The following is a 16,055-nucleotide window of genomic DNA, read 5'->3' as shown; positions in this document are numbered from 1 at the left end:
GTCGGCAGGAGCGGACTGGAGTGGGAGCCGGCCTGACATGCTTGTCGTATACCACCGCCCCGAGTACACCCGCGATATCGGCGCGTCCACCGCCGCCAGGCCCTATCGCAGCAGGGCGTCCCCGAGGACGCCATCTTCACCGACACCCACCGGCACAAGGGCACCGGGTTGTATCGCGCCGTCGACATCCTCGAACCCGGCGACACCGTCGTCCTCCACTCCGTGCGGGACATCGGGACGCTCCACGGGGACGTCGAGCGTTTCATCGACTGGGTTGCGCGCCGCCTGGTCAACGTGCGCATCGGGAACTACCTGTTAGACCTCACCGACCACAGCGGGGTGCTGATGCTCCGGACGCTGGTCACCGTGTATCAGTTCGAGCAGGTCGCGCGCCAACGCACCGCCTGAACAGTTCGCCTGCGATGCCGTCGGCGATTAACGCCACGAGTGCGCGGTCGTTGCCTCAGCAAGTGGTGATTCTGGACCGTCCCGTTCACGAAACCCCTTCTGCCCGCAGTACAGTGTCGTGAACGGTATCCAGAGACGCAGTCAACGACGACGAGGACGAGTATGGGCGAGCCCACTGTCGCGGTGATTGGCAGCTTCAGGAAGCATTACGACGAAGTGCTTGACGCACGCGCCATCTTCGAGAACGCGGGGGTGTCAGTCACCAGTCCGCTCGGTGGGGCCGTCATTGACGGGCAGGTAGATTTCGTGCGATTCGAGAGTGACCCGGGCGAATGGGATGACCCACGGGTTCAGACCATCGCTCTCCACCGAATCCTTCGCGCAACCGCCGTATATGTCGTGGCGCCCGAAGGATACGTTGGCCGCACGACGTGCTATGAAATCGGACGTTGTCTCCAGTCTCGCACTCCGACGTATTTCAGCGAGGCCCCCACCGACCTGCCGATTGCCGTCCCCGACACGCACGTCCTCCCCCCTGATGTCCTTGCCGCGTACATACTGGAGGGGACAGTAGCTCCCCTGCTCCCACTCCACGACCCGGAGTTGGCGGGCCTTGAACGGAGGTTGTTGGATGGCGAATACGACGAGTGCTGACGTGGCGCGGCTGGTCATCTGCGGCTCGATGCGCGCGTGGGACAACATGCGTGAAGTCCAAGAGACACTCGACCGCTGGGGCATCGACAGCCTCATCCCAGACACAGACGCCATCGCTGCCCACGCTTCTGTCGATGAGCTCCACGAGGCCAAGCGCGCGGCGTCAATGAAGCACTTCGAATGCATCCAAGACACCCACACGACCGCGGTACTCGTCGTCAACGTCGACAAGGAGGGCCAGGCGAACTACATCGGCCCTAACGCGTTCGCGGAGATTGCTGTCGCGGTCGCATCCGGACGTCGGGTCTATCTACTCAACAGCATCCCGTCCGCCTACTCTGACGAGCTGCAAGCCTGGGGCGCCCGTGAACTGCACGGTGAGCTACACACACTCGCCCATGAGATGCGCGATACGACACCGTCGTACGCGCACGCGTCCTAGGCGGTGGGCCCTCTCCCGCGGCTGTTTCTCCACTACTTCGACCTGCATTTCCTTGAAGCAGCGTCTCGGAATAGAGATCCCGCTCAGATCGTCGGGGAACTCAGACTCGCTACACGTCTAGCGATACTCGTCGCGGACGAGGTCATTGTTCCGGCCGCGTCCTACTTCGAGTCGCCGCTGTGCGCGAAGATCCTTGATGAGTTGTCCTCGTTGTTCCCCACCGGAACGATCCGCCTCGTCGGCGGCGACCCGAGCGTCCAGGACTTCATCCGTTCCAAGCTGAGCACCTACGACGAGGGCGGCCGGCAGCACCTCGCGTACCAGGCGGCCGCAGCCTCAGAAGCCCTCTTTCCGCCGTTCATGCTCCGACGCCGCTCGTCCACTCATGACATCACAGCGGCATGGCTTGACCGTTCAGAAGCTCCTGGGTTCCTGGAAGAGCAATTCGGGACCAGCATCAGCCTCGTTCCCGGCGGGTTTCTTGAGAAATGGAGAACCGTCCCCGAAGTACTCGGCGGGAGGGCTTTCACACCGGAGTATGCCGCGCAGCACATCGCCGACGGGCTGCTGGCCGCCGAGATCACGGCGAAGGTACACGGCTTCATCAACGACGAGTATTTCCGCAGCTTCTCGCGAGAGTTCGCGGCCGGGTTCGTGACGGATCTGATCCTCCTCTCCTCCCCACACGACCTCGACGACCGGTACGGCAACATTCATTTCTCCCGTGCCCGGCGTGCTCTCCAGATTGCAGGACTCCTCGAGCGCGTGATGACCTGCGACGCGCAAGCGCTGCTCGACCTCAAAGGGACACAGCAGGTGGCGATGGCGGTGCTCCCGTGCATCGTCGCGACCACGCAGATGTCGCAACTGCACGGAACCGCGAAGCTCGACGTGCAGGTGGACCTCTCGCCCGCTATCGCCGCCCTCAGAGCGGTCGAACCCGGAGGCAACACCGCAACCAAGTATCAGAAGCAGGTGACTGCGATCTTGGATCAGGTGTTCGCTCACTCCCTGCTCACCGGGGAGCTCGAATACCCGGTGAACAACAAACGTAAGCGCATCGACGTCAAGTGGGTGAACACCGGGGAAGGAAGCCTTTTCAGCTGGATACATCGGAGCTTCCGTGCCCCAATCATCCTCGGCGAGTGCAAGAACTACAGTGACGATGTCGCAAACCCTGAGGTGGACCAGCTCGCCGGCCGTTTCGCTCCCTATCGGAGCGAGTTTGGCTTCCTGCTGTGTCGAAAAGTAGAGAACAAGGCACTGCTGTTGGAACGTTGTCGTGACATCGCCCGAGCGCAGCGCGGAATCATTGTGGTCCTCGACGACGACAACGTGGAAGACCTGGCGACGATGAGCCATGAGGGCGGCTGGGACGACCCCCAGGCCATCTACCTCCTGAAGCTCATCGACGACGTGAGAAATTGATTCGATCCAGCGTCAGATCCGACCCTCAGCAGAGGAGTGACATCGCCGCAAGGTGAGGGGTGCACTATCCGCATCTGAGCCGACATGCCGACTGTTGCCTCCCTCACCTCCGACGTTGTCTCACGCTGGGGTCGGAAGGACCAACTCCTCGACCGAGTACAGAGCGTGCAGCGCCCGCCTGCGCTAGTCCACCGGGTCAACGACGTTGAGCAGGTCGCAACCAGGCCGTCGCGAGAGCGAGCCAGGAGGCCGCTGGGACCCCTTCGGCCAGGTGCTCGGCGATCTCTTCCGTGATCCAATCGAACCCGACGACCCGAATGAGCGGCCACGAGCCTTCCCAGTAGGGCGCTCGGATACTGTGGCGGCTGGCTGAGTCCATCAGCATAGGATCACATCGTCAAACTGCGGGCCGGTCTTCACCGCCGGGAACATATCCCGGTACTGCCAATCCCGTCACGCCCGCCGGAGGTCGAGCTCAAGCGCCTGTTCTGCCCCTGAACCTGCTCGATGCCGAGCATCAACGCGCCCAGGGCCGGCCCTCTCCGACGGTGGTTTGATGCCTGGCTTTACTGAGGGACATGCTCCGACGATAGGCGTGCGCCGTGTGGGCATCGAACTTCGGGCACGATACGCGGGGCTTCCACGAAGGGCGAGTTGAACCTTCAGGCGGCGGGCGCAGCCACCGGCGCAGGACGCCGTATTTGAATGGAAAATTCCCGGTGGGACAGGAAATTGGCCCGGTTTTCTGAAAGAAACCCGGGCCAATATCATGAATAGATTCGGTGAGTTTCCTAAACACACCCGCTGTGCGCGAGGGGGGACTTGAACCCCCACGTCCATAAGGACACTGGCACCTGAAGCCAGCGCGTCTACCATTCCGCCACTCGCGCGAGTATGTCGGGCTCCGAAGAACTCAACTCCCCAAAGATATCACGCGTTTCGCCTGTCCAAGAAACCGGGGCCGCGGCGGGCTCAACGCCTCAGGAGGACTTCTGCCCCTCAGGAGGAGGATCTCCGCGAATTCCTCCTCCCCAGACGCAGATCTCCTCCCGAACGGCGCACCCACGACCACCGCGAGACACCACCCTCAAGACCGCACACCCCGCCCCACTCCCCCGGATTCTCGGCGCTTTGCCGCCTCGCGAGGGCGTTCACCCAGCACACCTGGCTACGATGTGCGTACCGGTCGGTATGCCAGAGGAGCCCAGTGGGACTACTTGACAGCTTTGAGAAGGGTCTCGAGCGCGCTGTGAACAGCGCCTTCGCGAAGACCTTCCGCAGCGGCATCCAGCCCGTGGAGATCGCTTCGGCCCTTCGGCGCGAAGCGGACACCAAAGCGGCTGTGGTGAGCAGGGACCGCATCATCGCGCCCAATAACTTCGTCGTGCGCCTCAGCACAGACGACGCCGAGCGGATGCAGGGGCTCGGCGGCGCCCTCACCGATGAGCTGCACGCACTGCTCACGAAGCACGCGAAGGCACAGGGCTACAGCTTCTCCGGCCCGCTCTCGATCTCACTCGAGGGCGACGACAAGATCGCCACCGGCACGATCAACGTCAGCTCGGGCACGGTCGAAGGCCGTGTCAACTGGCAGGCCGTGATCGACGTCGAAGGCCGTCGCCATTCGCTCACCCGCGCACGCACGGTCATTGGCCGCGGAACGGATGCCGACATCACGATCGCCGACGCCGGATCCAGCCGCAAGCACGTCGAGGTCCTGTGGGACGGCGAGCGCGCCATGATGCGCGACCTCGGCTCGACCAACGGCACCAAGGTCGACGGCCAGAAGGTGCGCGAAGCAGCGATGCCCTCCGAGACCACCCTGACCATCGGACGCACCGATCTGGTGTTCCGCATCGTTCCCGTCGCCACTCCGTCACGCCCGCCGCGGCCGCGTGACGACGATGCGACCCGTGCGTTCGGAGCCATCTCGTGAGCACTCCCAGCGAGCTCGTCCTGCTCCTGCTGCGCGTCGGCTTCCTGCTGATGCTGTGGTTCTTCGTGTTCGGGGTCGTCTACTCGTTGCGCGCCGACCTGTTCGGCATGAAGGTGCGCAAGCTCCCGGCCGAGGCCGCAGCAGCGATGCCTGCGCCGACGAAGGCACCCGCGTCTGCCCCGGCATCCCGCACCGCGTCGTCGAAGCCCAGCACGGGCCCCGCGACGGTCGCGACAGCCAAGCGTCTCGTGATCACTTCCGGTCCCAAGGCGGGGCTCGAACTCCCCCTCGGCACCGAGACACTGACGATCGGCCGCTCGAGCGAGTCGGCTCTCGTGATCCGCGACGACTACACCTCCAGTCACCACGCGCGTCTGCTGCTCCGAGGCGACAGCTGGGCCATCCAAGACCTCGACTCGACCAACGGCACGTACGTCGCCGGCCAGCGGGTGACCGGCGGTCCGGTGGGCCTCGCTCTCGGCACCCCGATCAAGGTGGGCGCCACGACCTTCGAGCTGCGAGCCTGACCCCGGCATGGTCTTCGAAGGCTCGAGCGCCGCGATCTCCCACACCGGGAAGGTCCGCTCCAACAACCAGGACTCCGGATACTCCGGGGCGAACCTGTTCGTCGTCGCCGACGGCATGGGCGGCCACGCGGGCGGCGATGTCGCCTCGAGCATCGCGATCCACCGGCTCGAGCCGCTCGACCAGCCCTACACGTCGGTCGAAGACGCACAGGCCTCGCTGCAGGCCGCCGCGACCACGGCAGCGGGCGACCTGATCCGCGCCGCCAAGGACCGCCCCGAGCTCGCCGGCCTCGGCACCACGCTCAGCGCCGTCATCATGGTCGACGACTACGCGGTCATCGGTCACATCGGCGACTCGCGCATCTACCTCTACCGCGACGATGCGGTCACCCAGATCACCGCCGACCACACCTTCGTTCAGCGACTCGTCGACTCGGGTCGCATCACCCCCGAAGAGGCGCGGTACCACCCGCGTCGCTCGGTGCTCATGCGCGTGCTCAGCGACATGGATGCCGATCCCGAGCTCGACATGTTCGTCATGCACACCCAGCCGGGCGACCGCTGGCTGCTCTGCTCCGACGGGCTCTCGGGTGTCGTCGACGAGGCGCACATTCTCAAGGCGATGCGCATGGGCATGGCGCCCGGGCGCACGGCCGACAATCTGCTGAAGCAGGCGCTCGACGGCGGCGCGCCAGACAATGTGACGATCGTCCTCGTCGAGGTCGGCGGCCAGCACGCCATGCACTCCGGCACCGCGACGATCGTCGGATCGGCGTCGAACCCCGCCAACATCACCGTGCCGCCCGTGCGCGCACCGCGCGGCAACTGGCTGCACCCTGTCCGGCAGGCAGCGAACGATCCCAGCCACTTCGAGCCGGCCCCCGAGTACCTCGAGGAGCTCATCGAAGAAGACCGTCGCCGCGCCAAGCGCCGCCGCGTCGGGTGGATCGCCGGGATGCTGGTGGTCGTCGCGATGCTCGTGTTCGCCGCCTTCGCGGCGTACAGCTGGACCCAGACCCGCTACTTCGTCGGCGCCGACGAAGACAGCGTCGTGATCTACCAGGGCGTGCAGCAGAACATCGGTCCGATCACGCTGTCGACGCCGCTGCGCGACACCGACATCCTGCTGGCGAATCTTCCGCCGTACCAGCGCGATTCCGTGGAACGCACGATCACAGCCCGATCCTTCTCCGACGCCGAGGCGATCGTCACCAGGCTCCAGGCCGGTGCCGACCGCGTGATCGGCGAGACTCCCCTGCCCACTCCCATGCCCACCGCGACGCCGACGGAGGATGCGGGATGAGCACCGACGTCACGGCCGACACGAGCGTCATCAAGGCCCTCAAGAAGATGCGGATGCCGCAGACGCAGCGCAACCGCGAGTTCTGGCTCCTGTTGTTCGCCGTCGCGATCAGCGGCGCCTCCCTCACCTTGGTGCAGCTCGGCGCCCTCGGCCTGATCGACCCGATGATCCTCGCGATCGGCGGCGGCCTCGCCGTGCTGGCGTTCGCGGTGCACTTCGTGCTGCGGGCCGTGGCATCCGACGCCGACCCGTTCGTGCTCCCGATCGCCACGCTGCTGACCGGGCTCGGCATCGCGATGATCTACCGGATCGACATCGCCGAGTCTCTGACAGGGTGGAATGCGTACTCGACGAAGCAGCTCGCGTGGACCGCGATCTCGCTCGCGGGCGCGATCGCCGTCGTGATCATGCTGCGCAACTACCGGGTTCTGTTCCGCTACACCTACATCTTCGGCCTCTCCGGCATCCTGCTCCTGCTGCTGCCGTTCGTGCCCGGCCTGCGCATCCCCGACGCGAACGCCCAGGTGTGGGTGTCGCTCGGCGGCATGTTCGCCTTCCAGCCGGGCGAGCTCGCCAAGATCTGCCTCGCCATCTTCTTCGCGGGCTACCTGGTGCGCACCCGTGAGAGCCTCACGTCGGTGGGCACGAAGTTCCTCGGCATCACCTGGCCGCGCATGCGCGAGCTCGGCCCCGTGCTGGTCGTGTGGGCGATCTCGCTCGGCATCATCGTGATCCAGCGCGACCTCGGCACCGGAACCCTCATCTTCGGCATGTTCGTCGCGATGCTCTACGTCGCCACCGGCAAGACCAGCTGGGTGCTGATCGGCCTCGGCCTGGTCGCCGCGGGCGTCGCGGTCGCCACGCAGATCCTCAGCTACGTGCAGGGCCGTTTCACGAACTGGCTGTTCCTCTTCGACTCGGAGAAGGTCGACCCCGACGTCGCCGGATTCCAGCCCATGCAGGGTCTGTTCGGCCTCGCCCACGGCGGTCTGCTCGGCACGGGATGGGGTCAGGGTCGCCCCGAGGTCACCCCGCTCGCGCACAGCGACTACATCATCACCAGCCTCGGTGAGGAGATCGGCCTGATCGGGCTGTTCGCCATCCTCTGCCTCTACATGGTGTTCGTCAGCCGCGGCGTGCGCATCGGGCTCGCCGGTCAGGACGACTTCGGCAAGCTGCTCGCCATCGGCCTGTCGTTCACCATCGCACTGCAGGTGTTCATCATGGTCGGCGGTGTGACCCGGCTCATCCCGCTCACCGGTCTGACCACCCCGTTCCTCGCCGCCGGTGGCTCGTCACTCGTGGCCAACTGGCTCATCGTCGCGATCCTGCTGCGCATCTCCGACGGCGTCCGCAGCCAACCCCGGGCGGTGATCGGCTGATATGACCAAAGAACTCCGACGTCTCAGCATCGTCATGCTTTTCATGTTCCTGTCGCTGTTCGCGGCGACCAGCTGGATCCAGGTCGTCGAGGCAGATTCCCTGGCGCAGAACCCGAACAACCGGCGCACGCTGCTCGACAGCTACGAGATCCAGCGAGGATCGATCATCGTCGACGACGTCGCGATCGCCTCTTCGACGGCCTCGGACGATCGCTACCAGTTCCAGCGCGTCTACACGGATGCCGCGATGTGGGCGCCCGTCACCGGGTACTTCAACCCTGCTCTGCAGTCGGCGACCGGTATCGAGCGGGCGATGAATGCCGACCTCTCCGGCACCGGCTCGAGCGCATTCTTCGCCGAGATCGAGCGGATCCTCTCCGGCCAGCCGCAGAGCGGATTCAGCGTGGAGCTGACCCTCGACACCGCGGCGCAGCGAGCGGCCTACGAGGGCCTGCAGGGACTCAACGGCGCTGTCGTCGCGATCGAGCCGAAGACCGGGCGCATCCTCGCCATGGTTTCGACACCTGGCTTCGACACCAACCTCCTCGCGACCCACGACGCGGATGCCGCTAACGCGACCTACGACCAGCTCGACGGCGACCCGGCGAAGCCGCTGTCGAATCGGGCGATCGCCGGCGACCTCAACCCCCCTGGCTCGACGTTCAAGCTCGTCGTGGCTGCGGCGGCCTACGCGTCGGGCAACTGGACGCCCGACTCGACACTCCCGAACCCCGCTCGATACTCGCTGCCTGGTTCGAACAACACGGTCGCCAACGCCTGGGGCGGCACGTGCGGCAGCGGCGACACCGTCACCATCGCCGAAGCCATCCGGCTCAGCTGCAACATCCCGATGGCCGAGCTCGCGGTCGAGCTCGGAGACGACGCGATCCGCGAGATGGCCGAGAAGTTCGGCTTCAACCAGAGCTTCTCGACACCGCTCGAATCCACGCCTTCGAGCTACCCGCGCGCACTCGACGACGCGCAGACCGCCCTCACCGGATTCGGACAGGGACAGGTCACCTCCACACCGCTGCAGATCGCGATGGTGGCGGCGGGAATCGCGAACGACGGAGTCGTCATGAACCCGCGCCTGGTCGACACGGTGATCGGCAACGACCTCTCGATCATCCGTTCTTACGACGACACGCAGTTCGGCCAGGCCACCGATGCGACCATCGCCGATCAGATCACGGCGTCGATGGTCGCCAGCGTCTCAAACGGCGCTGCGCAGGGTGCAAGAATAGACGGGGTCGATGTGGCTGGAAAGACAGGCACGACCGAGAACGGTAACAAGCCCTACACGTTGTGGTTCTCCGGTTTCGCGCCGGCGGACGACCCGGAAGTGGCAGTAGCGGTCCTCGTCGAAGACGGCGGCGGACAAGGGCAGTCAGGATCCGGCGACACCATCGCCGCTCCGATTGCAAAGAAGGTCATAGAGGCGGTGCTGGGCAGATGAGACCGACGCAGGGTGTGTCGTTCGGTGGTCGCTACGAGCTGCAGTCGCGTATTGCGATCGGCGGCATGGGCGAGGTGTGGGAGGCGACGGATCACGTCATCGGCCGCACCGTGGCCATCAAGATCCTCAAGGACGAGTACATGGGGGACCCCGGGTTCCTCGAGCGGTTCCGCGCTGAGGCGCGCCATGCCGCACTCGTCAACCACGAGGGCATCGCGAGCGTCTTCGACTACGGCGAGGAGAACGGCAGCGCCTACCTCGTCATGGAGCTCGTGCCCGGCGAGGCGCTCTCGACCGTGCTCGAGCGCGAGGGCGCGCTGAGCGCCGACAAGACGCTCGACATCGTCGCGCAGACGGCATCCGCTCTGCAGGCCGCCCACGCGGCCGGTCTCGTGCACCGCGACATCAAGCCGGGAAACCTGCTGATCACGCCCGACGGCCGCGTCAAGATCACCGACTTCGGCATCGCCCGCATCGCCGACCAGGTGCCGCTGACGGCCACCGGTCAGGTCATGGGCACCGTGCAGTACCTCTCGCCGGAGCAGGCTTCCGGGCACCCGGCATCGCCGGCGACCGACACCTACTCGCTCGGCATCGTCGCGTACGAGTGCCTCGCAGGCAAGCGCCCCTTCACGGGTGAGTCGCAGGTCGCGATCGCGATGGCGCAGATCAACGAGCAGCCTCCGCCGCTGCCGCCGACCGTGCCGATCCCCGTGCAGAACCTCGTCATGGCGATGATCGCCAAGAAGCCCTCCGATCGGCCTTCGTCGTCCGCGACGGTGGCTCGCGCTGCCCAGGCGCTGCGCCGAGGAGACCTGAACTCCGCGGCGATCGCCGTGCCGGCCATCGCGACCGGTGGAGTGGCGTCCGACGACGCCACCCGGCTGCTGACGGCGTCGGGCGACGACGGCACGACTCGCATCCTCCCCACCACGGCTCAGCTGCCCACCGGCGAGCAGGCCGAGGAAGACGGCGAGAAGAAGAAGAAGCGCAGCCCCTGGACGTGGCCGCTCATCGCTCTGATCGCCCTGCTGGTCATCGTGCTCGGCGGCACCGTGTTCGCTCTGATGAACCAGGGTGACCCCGAGCCCGAGCCGACCCAGTCACAGACGCCGGTCCAGACGCCCAAGCCGACGCCGAGCGAGACCGAGACGCCCGAGCCGGAGCTCATCGACGTCGATGGTCTCGGCCTCGTCGGAATGCAGTGCGAGGCCGCGCAGGCCGCGGCTGTCAACGCCGGGCTGCAGGCCGAGTGCGTCGTGGGAAACACGATCGCTCCGAGCGCGAATCAGGTCGGAACGGTCGAATCGGTCCAGCCGGGTGGAAACGTCCCCGAAGGCACGGCCATCACGCTGACGACCTTCAAGGAGCAGGTGAAGGTGGGCAAGCCCTCGGGCACGCCGACCATCGCCGGCACCGCCACCGAAGGCGTTCCCGTGACGCTCAACTGGCCGAGCTTCGAGTGCCCCTCCGGCACTCCGGCGCGATCTGCCTTCGAGGTGACGCTCACCAACGCGACCTTCTCGGGCGGCAACTCCGGCGAGTCGATCCGCAGCTTCGGACCGAGCGTCCTCTCGACGCAGATCATCCCCGGCAGCGCCGGACAGACGATCACCGCCACGTTCCGCGTCTTCTGCGGAAGCGACATGCCGTCCGAGCAGTCGGACGCCATGCCGGGCGTCGCCATCCTGCCCGCCGCACCGGATCCCGGTGAGGGCGACACAGACGGCGGCGACTCAGGCGAGTAAACCGCTCGCGCCGTAGGCTAGAGCATCCACAAGGTCGTATCAGGGGGTCAGTACGTGTCGACAGAGCCACGAGTTCTCGCGGGTCGCTACCGCGTAGACGAGCTCATCGGGCACGGCGGCATGGCGAAGGTGTACCGCGGGTACGACCTCACGCTCGGTCGTGCGGTGGCGATCAAGATCCTCGATCCCGAGCTCGCGCGGGACAATGCGTTCCGCACGCGCTTCCGGCTCGAGGCGCAGTCGGCGTCGCGCATGTCGCACCCGTCGATCGTCCGCGTCTATGACGCCGGCGACCCCTCGACCACCGACAGCAGCACCGATGAGCCTCCGTACATCATCATGGAGCTGATCAGCGGAACCCTGTTGAAGGACATCATCGCCAAGGGTCCCGTGCCTGTCGAAGACGCCGTGCGCTACGTCGACGGCATCCTCGAGGCGCTCGACTACTCGCACCGCGCGGGCGTCGTGCACCGCGACATCAAGCCGGGCAACGTCATGGTGACTGACAAGGGCCAGGTCAAGGTCATGGATTTCGGCATCGCCCGAGCCGTGTCCGACTCGTCGTCGACGGTCGCCGAGACCACGCAGATCATCGGCACCGCCGCATACTTCTCCCCCGAGCAGGCCAAGGGCGAGCCGGTCGACGCCAGGGCCGACCTCTACTCCACCGGCGTGGTGCTCTATGAGCTGCTCACCGGTCGCCAGCCGTTCCGCGGCGAGTCGCCGGTCGCCGTCGCCTACCAGCATGTGAGCGAGACCCCGGTGCCTCCCACCGAGGTGAACGAGGACTCCCCCGGTGCGCTCGACCCGATCGTGCTGCGCGCACTCGCGAAAGACCCGTACCAGCGATACCCGGATGCCGCGCACTTCCGCGCAGCCCTCGACTCGGCGGTCGCCGGCCATGCGCCGAGCCGCAAGGAACTCGGCGCGCTCACCAGCGAGCTGTACGGCCCGAGTCCCCGCGCCGCGCAGGAGACCGCCCGTTCGCTGCGCCAGCTGAGCACAGACACGACCATGGCTCGCACGCAGTCGGGGCCGCCCGTCGCGTGGATCTGGGCAGGTGTCGCACTGCTCGCGGTGCTCCTGGCATCCGTGCTGTTCTGGGTGTGGACGCTCAGCATGCGCCCGGATGACGTGCCGTCGAGCGCTCGCGTCGTGCCGGATCTCGTCAACGTCTCGTCAGAGCGCGCCCAGGACGACCTCGGCAAGCTCGATCTGACGGCGAAGCTCGTGCTCGAGTCGAGCAACGACATCGTCGAGGGCAATGTGATCCGCACCGATCCCGAGAGCGGCACAGCCGTCAGCGAGGGTGATTCCGTCACCGTCTACGTGTCATCCGGCAAGGAGACCGTGGTGGTGCCGATCCTCGAGGGTCTGTCGTTGACCGCCGCGAAGGATGCTCTCGCGGCAGCGGGACTCGAGCTCGGCACGGTGATCCAACGCAACGACAAGGGTCTGGCAGCCGAGACGGTGATGGAGGCGAGCGAGGCCGCCGAGAGCGAAGTCGCGCCGGAGACCGTCGTGAATCTCGTCGTCGCCAGCGGCCGGGTCACTCTCACCGACGTCACCGGGTGGACGATGGATGCCGCGCAGGCTGAGCTCGAACGCATCGGTCTCACGCCGAGCCCGGTCGAGCTCATCGACTGCACGCCGACTGAGCCCCCGACTGTGTCGTCGATGTCGGCCGCGCCGGGCGACGTCGCGATCGGCTCGACCGTCGAACTGCGCTACTGCGTCGCCGCCGGCTGACGACACGTCAGCGACGATTCACACCCCCGACAGCGGATGCAGGTTCGTTGACAGCGCGACGGCGTCTGCGTCGCCGCAGAGTTCGAGCCAGTTGGCCAGCAGACGGTAGCCGCCTTCGGTGAGCACGCTCTCGGGGTGGAACTGCACCCCGAGCATCGGCAGCCCGGTGTGCGCGAGAGCCATCACGGTGCCGCCGTCGGTGCGGGCGGTGACGACGACGTCGGCGGGCAGCGCCGACTCCGCGAGAGCGAGTGAGTGATATCTGCCTGCATCGAACGGTGAGGGGATGCCGGCGAAGAGGGCAGACCCGTCATGCGTGACGCGAGACACCATCCCATGCATCAGCTCGGGCGCCTCCGACACCACGGTGCCGAACGCCGCGCCGATCACCTGATGCCCGAGACAGACGCCGAGGAGCGGCATCCGGATCCGCGCGGCGAGGCGCACGGCGTCGATCGAGACCCCGGCATCCGCCGGTGTGCCCGGGCCGGGCGACAGCAGCAGGGCATCGAAGGCCGGCAGCATCCCCTCGAGCTGCGCGGCGTCGGTGGCATCCGCTTCGATCAGGGTGACATCGGCGCCGAGCTCACGCAGGTACCCGACGAGGGTGTGCACGAAGCTGTCGTGGTTGTCCACGACCAGCACTCGGGTCATTCGAGATCGACCTCACCCGGGGTGATCAGGGGGCTCACCCAGGGGAACACGAACCAGAACAGCCCGTAGAGCACTGCTGCGATGAGCACGAGAAGGAAGAAGAGCTTGAGCCACCACGGACCGGGCAGCAGGCGCCAGAGGGCGGCATACATGATTTCGTCTCGTTCCGTTCGGCTAGATCGACGGCGCAGCCGGCGGAGGCGGTGGGTCGGTGAGCGCGGTGGGCGGGCCTTCGGCGCGCGGTTGGAAGCTCTCGAACACCCCGTACGCGATGATGCGCTCGGCCAGTGAGTAGAGCGGGGAGCAGGCGGTCAGCGTGATGTACTTCTCGCCGGTCTCGGCCCCCGGCATCTGCGGCACATCGAGCAGCACGTCGGTCTGGGTCGGCTTGACGTACTGCAGCGTCCGGAAGCGGTAGGTGAACCATCCGTCGGGGGTCTCGACGACGATCGCATCGCCGAGCTGCAGCTTGTCGAGCTGGTTGAAAGGCTTGCCCCAGGTGGTGCGGTGGCCGGCCATCGCGAAGTTGCCGACTTCGCCGGGCATCTTCGAGTCGCTGTACACACCGATTCCGAGGTCGTCGAGGGTGCGCGCACGGCTCGTGCCGCCGTAGATGCCGACGTTGTAGTCAGCACCGAAGCGGGGGACCTGCATATTGCCCAGGCGTTCAGTGTCTGCGGGCACGGCCGGGATCACGGGCTCGAACGTGGTGGTTCCGTCGTCCGACTCGACGACGGGCGGCAGCTCGGGTGTCGGCGCATTGGCCCACTCCTGCGACACCGCAGCGCCCTCTTCGTTCTTCTGGGCGCTGATGATGATGTCGCCGATCCACATCTGCCAGGCGACGAAGAGAAGCACGAGCACGCCGCCCGTGAGCAGCAGCTCACCCAGGACACTCGTGAAGGTCGCGCGCGATCGGGGGCGACGTCGGCGTGCACGTCGCTCCCCCGAGACGACGGATGCAGTCATGGCCAGATCTTATCTGCCAGACCTGGACACCAGCCCTCTGGCCTTGCTTTTCCGCGCGATATGACACTCTTGGGTACACTGTGGGAATGGCACGCGACCGCAAGACTGAAGAACCCGAAGCTCCCCGCAGCGAAGGCGAAGCCGCACCCAATGCCGTGTGGTTCAAGCCGGTGATGGTCGGCTTCATGCTCCTCGGTCTGGTGTGGATTCTCGTGTTCTACATCTCGGGCATGCAGTTCCCGATCCCGGGGCTCGACAACTGGAATCTCGCGATCGGTCTGGGCATCGCCCTGATCGGCTTCCTGATGACCACACGCTGGCGCTGACGCCGGCCCCGCCTCTTCGAAGAAGGCCCCTCTCGCTCCGGCGAGAGGGGCCTTCTTTCGTTCTTCGTAGAACCTGGGAAGCCTAGTTATCCACAGGTTATCCCCACCCTGGGGAGAATTACACCCATGTTATTCACAACGGTTAACAACCCTGTTAACAACTCTTGATCAGGAGTAAACCGTCGTGATCAAGAACGGCACCAACAGGGCGACGATCAGGATCAGGGCGACGACGACCGCGGCGAGCAGCCCGATCTGCAGGGTGCGCTGCTCACGCCTTCGGGTTCTCGTGAGGATGAACGCGATCAGCGCTCCCACGATCGCCCCGCCCAGGTGCGCCTGCCAGGCGATGTTCTGAGAGAACACGAATCCGACGACGAAGTTGATGCCGAGGATCACGAGGATCCCCGTCACGTTCGCACCGATGTGCCTGCCGATGATCAGCAGCGCGGCCATCAGGCCGAAGATCGCGCCGGACGCCCCGACCGTCGCGGTCCCGGGCGCGAGCAGCGCGACTGCGACAGAGCCGCCGAGACCGCTGATCAGATACAGCGCGAGGAAGCGGATCCGACCCAGGATGGGCTCGAGACTCTGGCCCAGCATCCACAGAGCAAGCATGTTGAGAGCGAGATGCAGGAACCCCCCGTGCACGAAGACGGCGGTGAGAAGTCTCCAGGGCTCGAACGACATGAGCGACAGGTCCGGATACAGATACCCGGCTGCGAAAAGCAGTTGACCGGTGATCGCCTGGCCCATCCCCGGGATCAGTTGAAGGAGGCCTATGAACGACGTCACCGCGAGCAGCGCGTAGGTGACGACCGGCTTGCCACTGCCTCTTGAGGCGAGCGCAGTGCCACGGCCGCCCCAGCGGCGCTCTGCGCGCTTCTGGGCGGGAGTGCGGTTCTTGCGCTGATCCGCCATGCACTCGGGACAGATCACTCCGACGGGTGCCTGCGTCTGGCACTCGGGGCAGATGGTGCGCAGGCAGCGCTGGCAGAGCACGAAGCTCTGCCGATCCGGATGCCGGTAGCAGAAGTTGTCGCGGTTGTCCGCGAACTCAGGCGTGGTCATCC

Annotated in this window: 16 protein-coding genes and 1 tRNA gene; 12 read left to right on the top strand and 5 right to left on the bottom strand. The window is 66.1% G+C overall.

All coding sequences use genetic code 11. The features are described from left to right. Nucleotides 1-168 precede the first annotated feature (168 nt). The 4 genes from RQG82_RS06400 (at nt 169) to RQG82_RS06385 (ending at nt 2,932) form a co-directional block, all read left to right on the top strand. The gene (locus tag RQG82_RS06400; RefSeq protein WP_311258268.1) at nt 169-408 is read left to right on the top strand and encodes a hypothetical protein; all 240 of its coding nucleotides are present in this window, start codon (nt 169-171) and stop codon (nt 406-408) included. A gap of 162 nt (nt 409-570) precedes the next feature. Continuing rightward, the gene (locus RQG82_RS06395; protein ID WP_311258267.1) at nt 571-1,062 is read left to right on the top strand and encodes a hypothetical protein; all 492 of its coding nucleotides are present in this window, start codon (nt 571-573) and stop codon (nt 1,060-1,062) included. Further along, complete coding sequence (locus RQG82_RS06390) at nt 1,040-1,504, top strand: hypothetical protein (RefSeq protein ID WP_311258266.1); 465 nt, start codon at nt 1,040-1,042, stop codon at nt 1,502-1,504. Before RQG82_RS06395 ends, RQG82_RS06390 begins: the two co-directional genes overlap by 23 nt. Before the next feature lie 3 nt (nt 1,505-1,507). Beyond that, nucleotides 1,508-2,932, top strand: a complete 1,425-nt coding sequence (locus RQG82_RS06385; protein ID WP_311258265.1) for a hypothetical protein — start codon at nt 1,508-1,510, stop codon at nt 2,930-2,932. An 807-nt stretch (nt 2,933-3,739) separates the two neighbouring features. Here the strand turns inward: RQG82_RS06385 and RQG82_RS06380 are convergent. Beyond that, nucleotides 3,740-3,822: transfer RNA gene (locus RQG82_RS06380), tRNA-Leu, on the bottom strand. A gap of 317 nt (nt 3,823-4,139) precedes the next feature. Between RQG82_RS06380 and RQG82_RS06375 the strand changes: the two genes are divergently transcribed. Genes RQG82_RS06375 through pknB form a run of 7 tightly spaced genes read left to right on the top strand, consistent with a single transcriptional unit; the run spans nt 4,140 to nt 13,033 of the window. After that, a complete protein-coding gene (locus RQG82_RS06375) occupies nt 4,140-4,868 on the top strand; it encodes a DUF3662 and FHA domain-containing protein (protein ID WP_311258264.1) in 729 nt (242 codons plus the stop codon). Nucleotides 4,869-4,918: 50 nt separating this feature from the next. Further along, the gene (locus RQG82_RS06370; RefSeq protein WP_311258328.1) at nt 4,919-5,395 is read left to right on the top strand and encodes an FHA domain-containing protein; all 477 of its coding nucleotides are present in this window, start codon (nt 4,919-4,921) and stop codon (nt 5,393-5,395) included. A gap of 7 nt (nt 5,396-5,402) precedes the next feature. Beyond that, nucleotides 5,403-6,698 carry a protein phosphatase 2C domain-containing protein gene (locus tag RQG82_RS06365; RefSeq protein ID WP_311258263.1) on the top strand — a complete coding sequence of 432 codons (1,296 nt, stop codon included), beginning with the start codon at nt 5,403-5,405 and terminating at the stop codon, nt 6,696-6,698. After that, nucleotides 6,695-8,080: an FtsW/RodA/SpoVE family cell cycle protein gene (locus RQG82_RS06360; RefSeq protein ID WP_311258262.1), complete on the top strand. Its 1,386-nt coding sequence runs from the start codon at nt 6,695-6,697 to the stop codon at nt 8,078-8,080. Before RQG82_RS06365 ends, RQG82_RS06360 begins: the two co-directional genes overlap by 4 nt. A gap of 1 nt (nt 8,081) precedes the next feature. Continuing rightward, entirely contained in the window at nt 8,082-9,536 is a 1,455-nt protein-coding gene (locus RQG82_RS06355) for a penicillin-binding transpeptidase domain-containing protein (protein ID WP_311258261.1), read from the top strand. Next, nucleotides 9,533-11,284, top strand: coding sequence for a protein kinase domain-containing protein (locus RQG82_RS06350; RefSeq protein ID WP_311258260.1), 1,752 nt, complete (start codon nt 9,533-9,535; stop codon nt 11,282-11,284). Before RQG82_RS06355 ends, RQG82_RS06350 begins: the two co-directional genes overlap by 4 nt. 54 nt (nt 11,285-11,338) lie before the next feature. After that, nucleotides 11,339-13,033: a Stk1 family PASTA domain-containing Ser/Thr kinase gene (gene pknB / locus RQG82_RS06345; protein WP_311258259.1), complete on the top strand. Its 1,695-nt coding sequence runs from the start codon at nt 11,339-11,341 to the stop codon at nt 13,031-13,033. Between the two features lie 18 nt (nt 13,034-13,051). Here pknB and RQG82_RS06340 read toward each other — a convergent pair whose 3' ends face one another. From RQG82_RS06340 to RQG82_RS06330, 3 genes are read right to left on the bottom strand one after another with little or no spacing between them, the layout of a single operon-like run. Then, nucleotides 13,052-13,687 carry a glutamine amidotransferase-related protein gene (locus tag RQG82_RS06340; RefSeq protein WP_311258258.1) on the bottom strand — a complete coding sequence of 212 codons (636 nt, stop codon included), beginning with the start codon at nt 13,685-13,687 and terminating at the stop codon, nt 13,052-13,054. Next, the gene (locus RQG82_RS06335) at nt 13,684-13,839 is read right to left on the bottom strand and encodes a hypothetical protein (protein ID WP_042541024.1); all 156 of its coding nucleotides are present in this window, start codon (nt 13,837-13,839) and stop codon (nt 13,684-13,686) included. The genes RQG82_RS06340 and RQG82_RS06335 overlap by 4 nt, the downstream gene beginning before the upstream one ends. Nucleotides 13,840-13,861: 22 nt before the next feature. Continuing rightward, the gene (locus tag RQG82_RS06330) at nt 13,862-14,656 is read right to left on the bottom strand and encodes a class E sortase (protein WP_311258257.1); all 795 of its coding nucleotides are present in this window, start codon (nt 14,654-14,656) and stop codon (nt 13,862-13,864) included. A gap of 86 nt (nt 14,657-14,742) precedes the next feature. Between RQG82_RS06330 and RQG82_RS06325 the strand changes: the two genes are divergently transcribed. After that, a complete protein-coding gene (locus RQG82_RS06325; RefSeq protein WP_042541028.1) occupies nt 14,743-14,982 on the top strand; it encodes a cell division protein CrgA in 240 nt (79 codons plus the stop codon). A 168-nt stretch (nt 14,983-15,150) separates the two neighbouring features. On the opposite strand, the gene RQG82_RS06320 is transcribed toward RQG82_RS06325, so the two are convergent. Next, on the bottom strand, nt 15,151-16,053 hold the full coding sequence (locus RQG82_RS06320; protein WP_311258256.1) for a rhomboid family intramembrane serine protease: 903 nt from the start codon (nt 16,051-16,053) through the stop codon (nt 15,151-15,153). Nucleotides 16,054-16,055 lie beyond the last annotated feature (2 nt).

This window comes from Microbacterium sp. WCS2018Hpa-9 (genome assembly GCF_031843745.1).
In the GTDB taxonomy this organism is placed as follows: domain Bacteria; phylum Actinomycetota; class Actinomycetes; order Actinomycetales; family Microbacteriaceae; genus Microbacterium.
This window is presented reverse-complemented; position numbering and strand designations above follow the sequence as displayed.

Excerpts from the sequence above, each read along its gene's own strand:
- RQG82_RS06395 (WP_311258267.1), top strand. The coding sequence starts at position 571 with ATGGGCGAGCCCACTGTCGCGGTGATTGGCAGCTTCAGGAAGCATTAC.
- RQG82_RS06390 (WP_311258266.1), top strand. The coding sequence starts at position 1,040 with ATGGCGAATACGACGAGTGCTGACGTGGCGCGGCTGGTCATCTGCGGC.
- RQG82_RS06370 (WP_311258328.1), top strand. The coding sequence starts at position 4,919 with ATGCTGTGGTTCTTCGTGTTCGGGGTCGTCTACTCGTTGCGCGCCGAC.
- RQG82_RS06365 (WP_311258263.1), top strand. The coding sequence starts at position 5,403 with ATGGTCTTCGAAGGCTCGAGCGCCGCGATCTCCCACACCGGGAAGGTC.
- RQG82_RS06360 (WP_311258262.1), top strand. The coding sequence starts at position 6,695 with ATGAGCACCGACGTCACGGCCGACACGAGCGTCATCAAGGCCCTCAAG.
- RQG82_RS06355 (WP_311258261.1), top strand. The coding sequence starts at position 8,082 with ATGACCAAAGAACTCCGACGTCTCAGCATCGTCATGCTTTTCATGTTC.
- RQG82_RS06350 (WP_311258260.1), top strand. The coding sequence starts at position 9,533 with ATGAGACCGACGCAGGGTGTGTCGTTCGGTGGTCGCTACGAGCTGCAG.
- RQG82_RS06340 (WP_311258258.1), bottom strand. The coding sequence starts at position 13,687 with ATGACCCGAGTGCTGGTCGTGGACAACCACGACAGCTTCGTGCACACC.
- RQG82_RS06335 (WP_042541024.1), bottom strand. The coding sequence starts at position 13,839 with ATGTATGCCGCCCTCTGGCGCCTGCTGCCCGGTCCGTGGTGGCTCAAG.
- RQG82_RS06330 (WP_311258257.1), bottom strand. The coding sequence starts at position 14,656 with ATGACTGCATCCGTCGTCTCGGGGGAGCGACGTGCACGCCGACGTCGC.
- RQG82_RS06325 (WP_042541028.1), top strand. The coding sequence starts at position 14,743 with ATGGCACGCGACCGCAAGACTGAAGAACCCGAAGCTCCCCGCAGCGAA.
- RQG82_RS06320 (WP_311258256.1), bottom strand. The coding sequence starts at position 16,053 with ATGACCACGCCTGAGTTCGCGGACAACCGCGACAACTTCTGCTACCGG.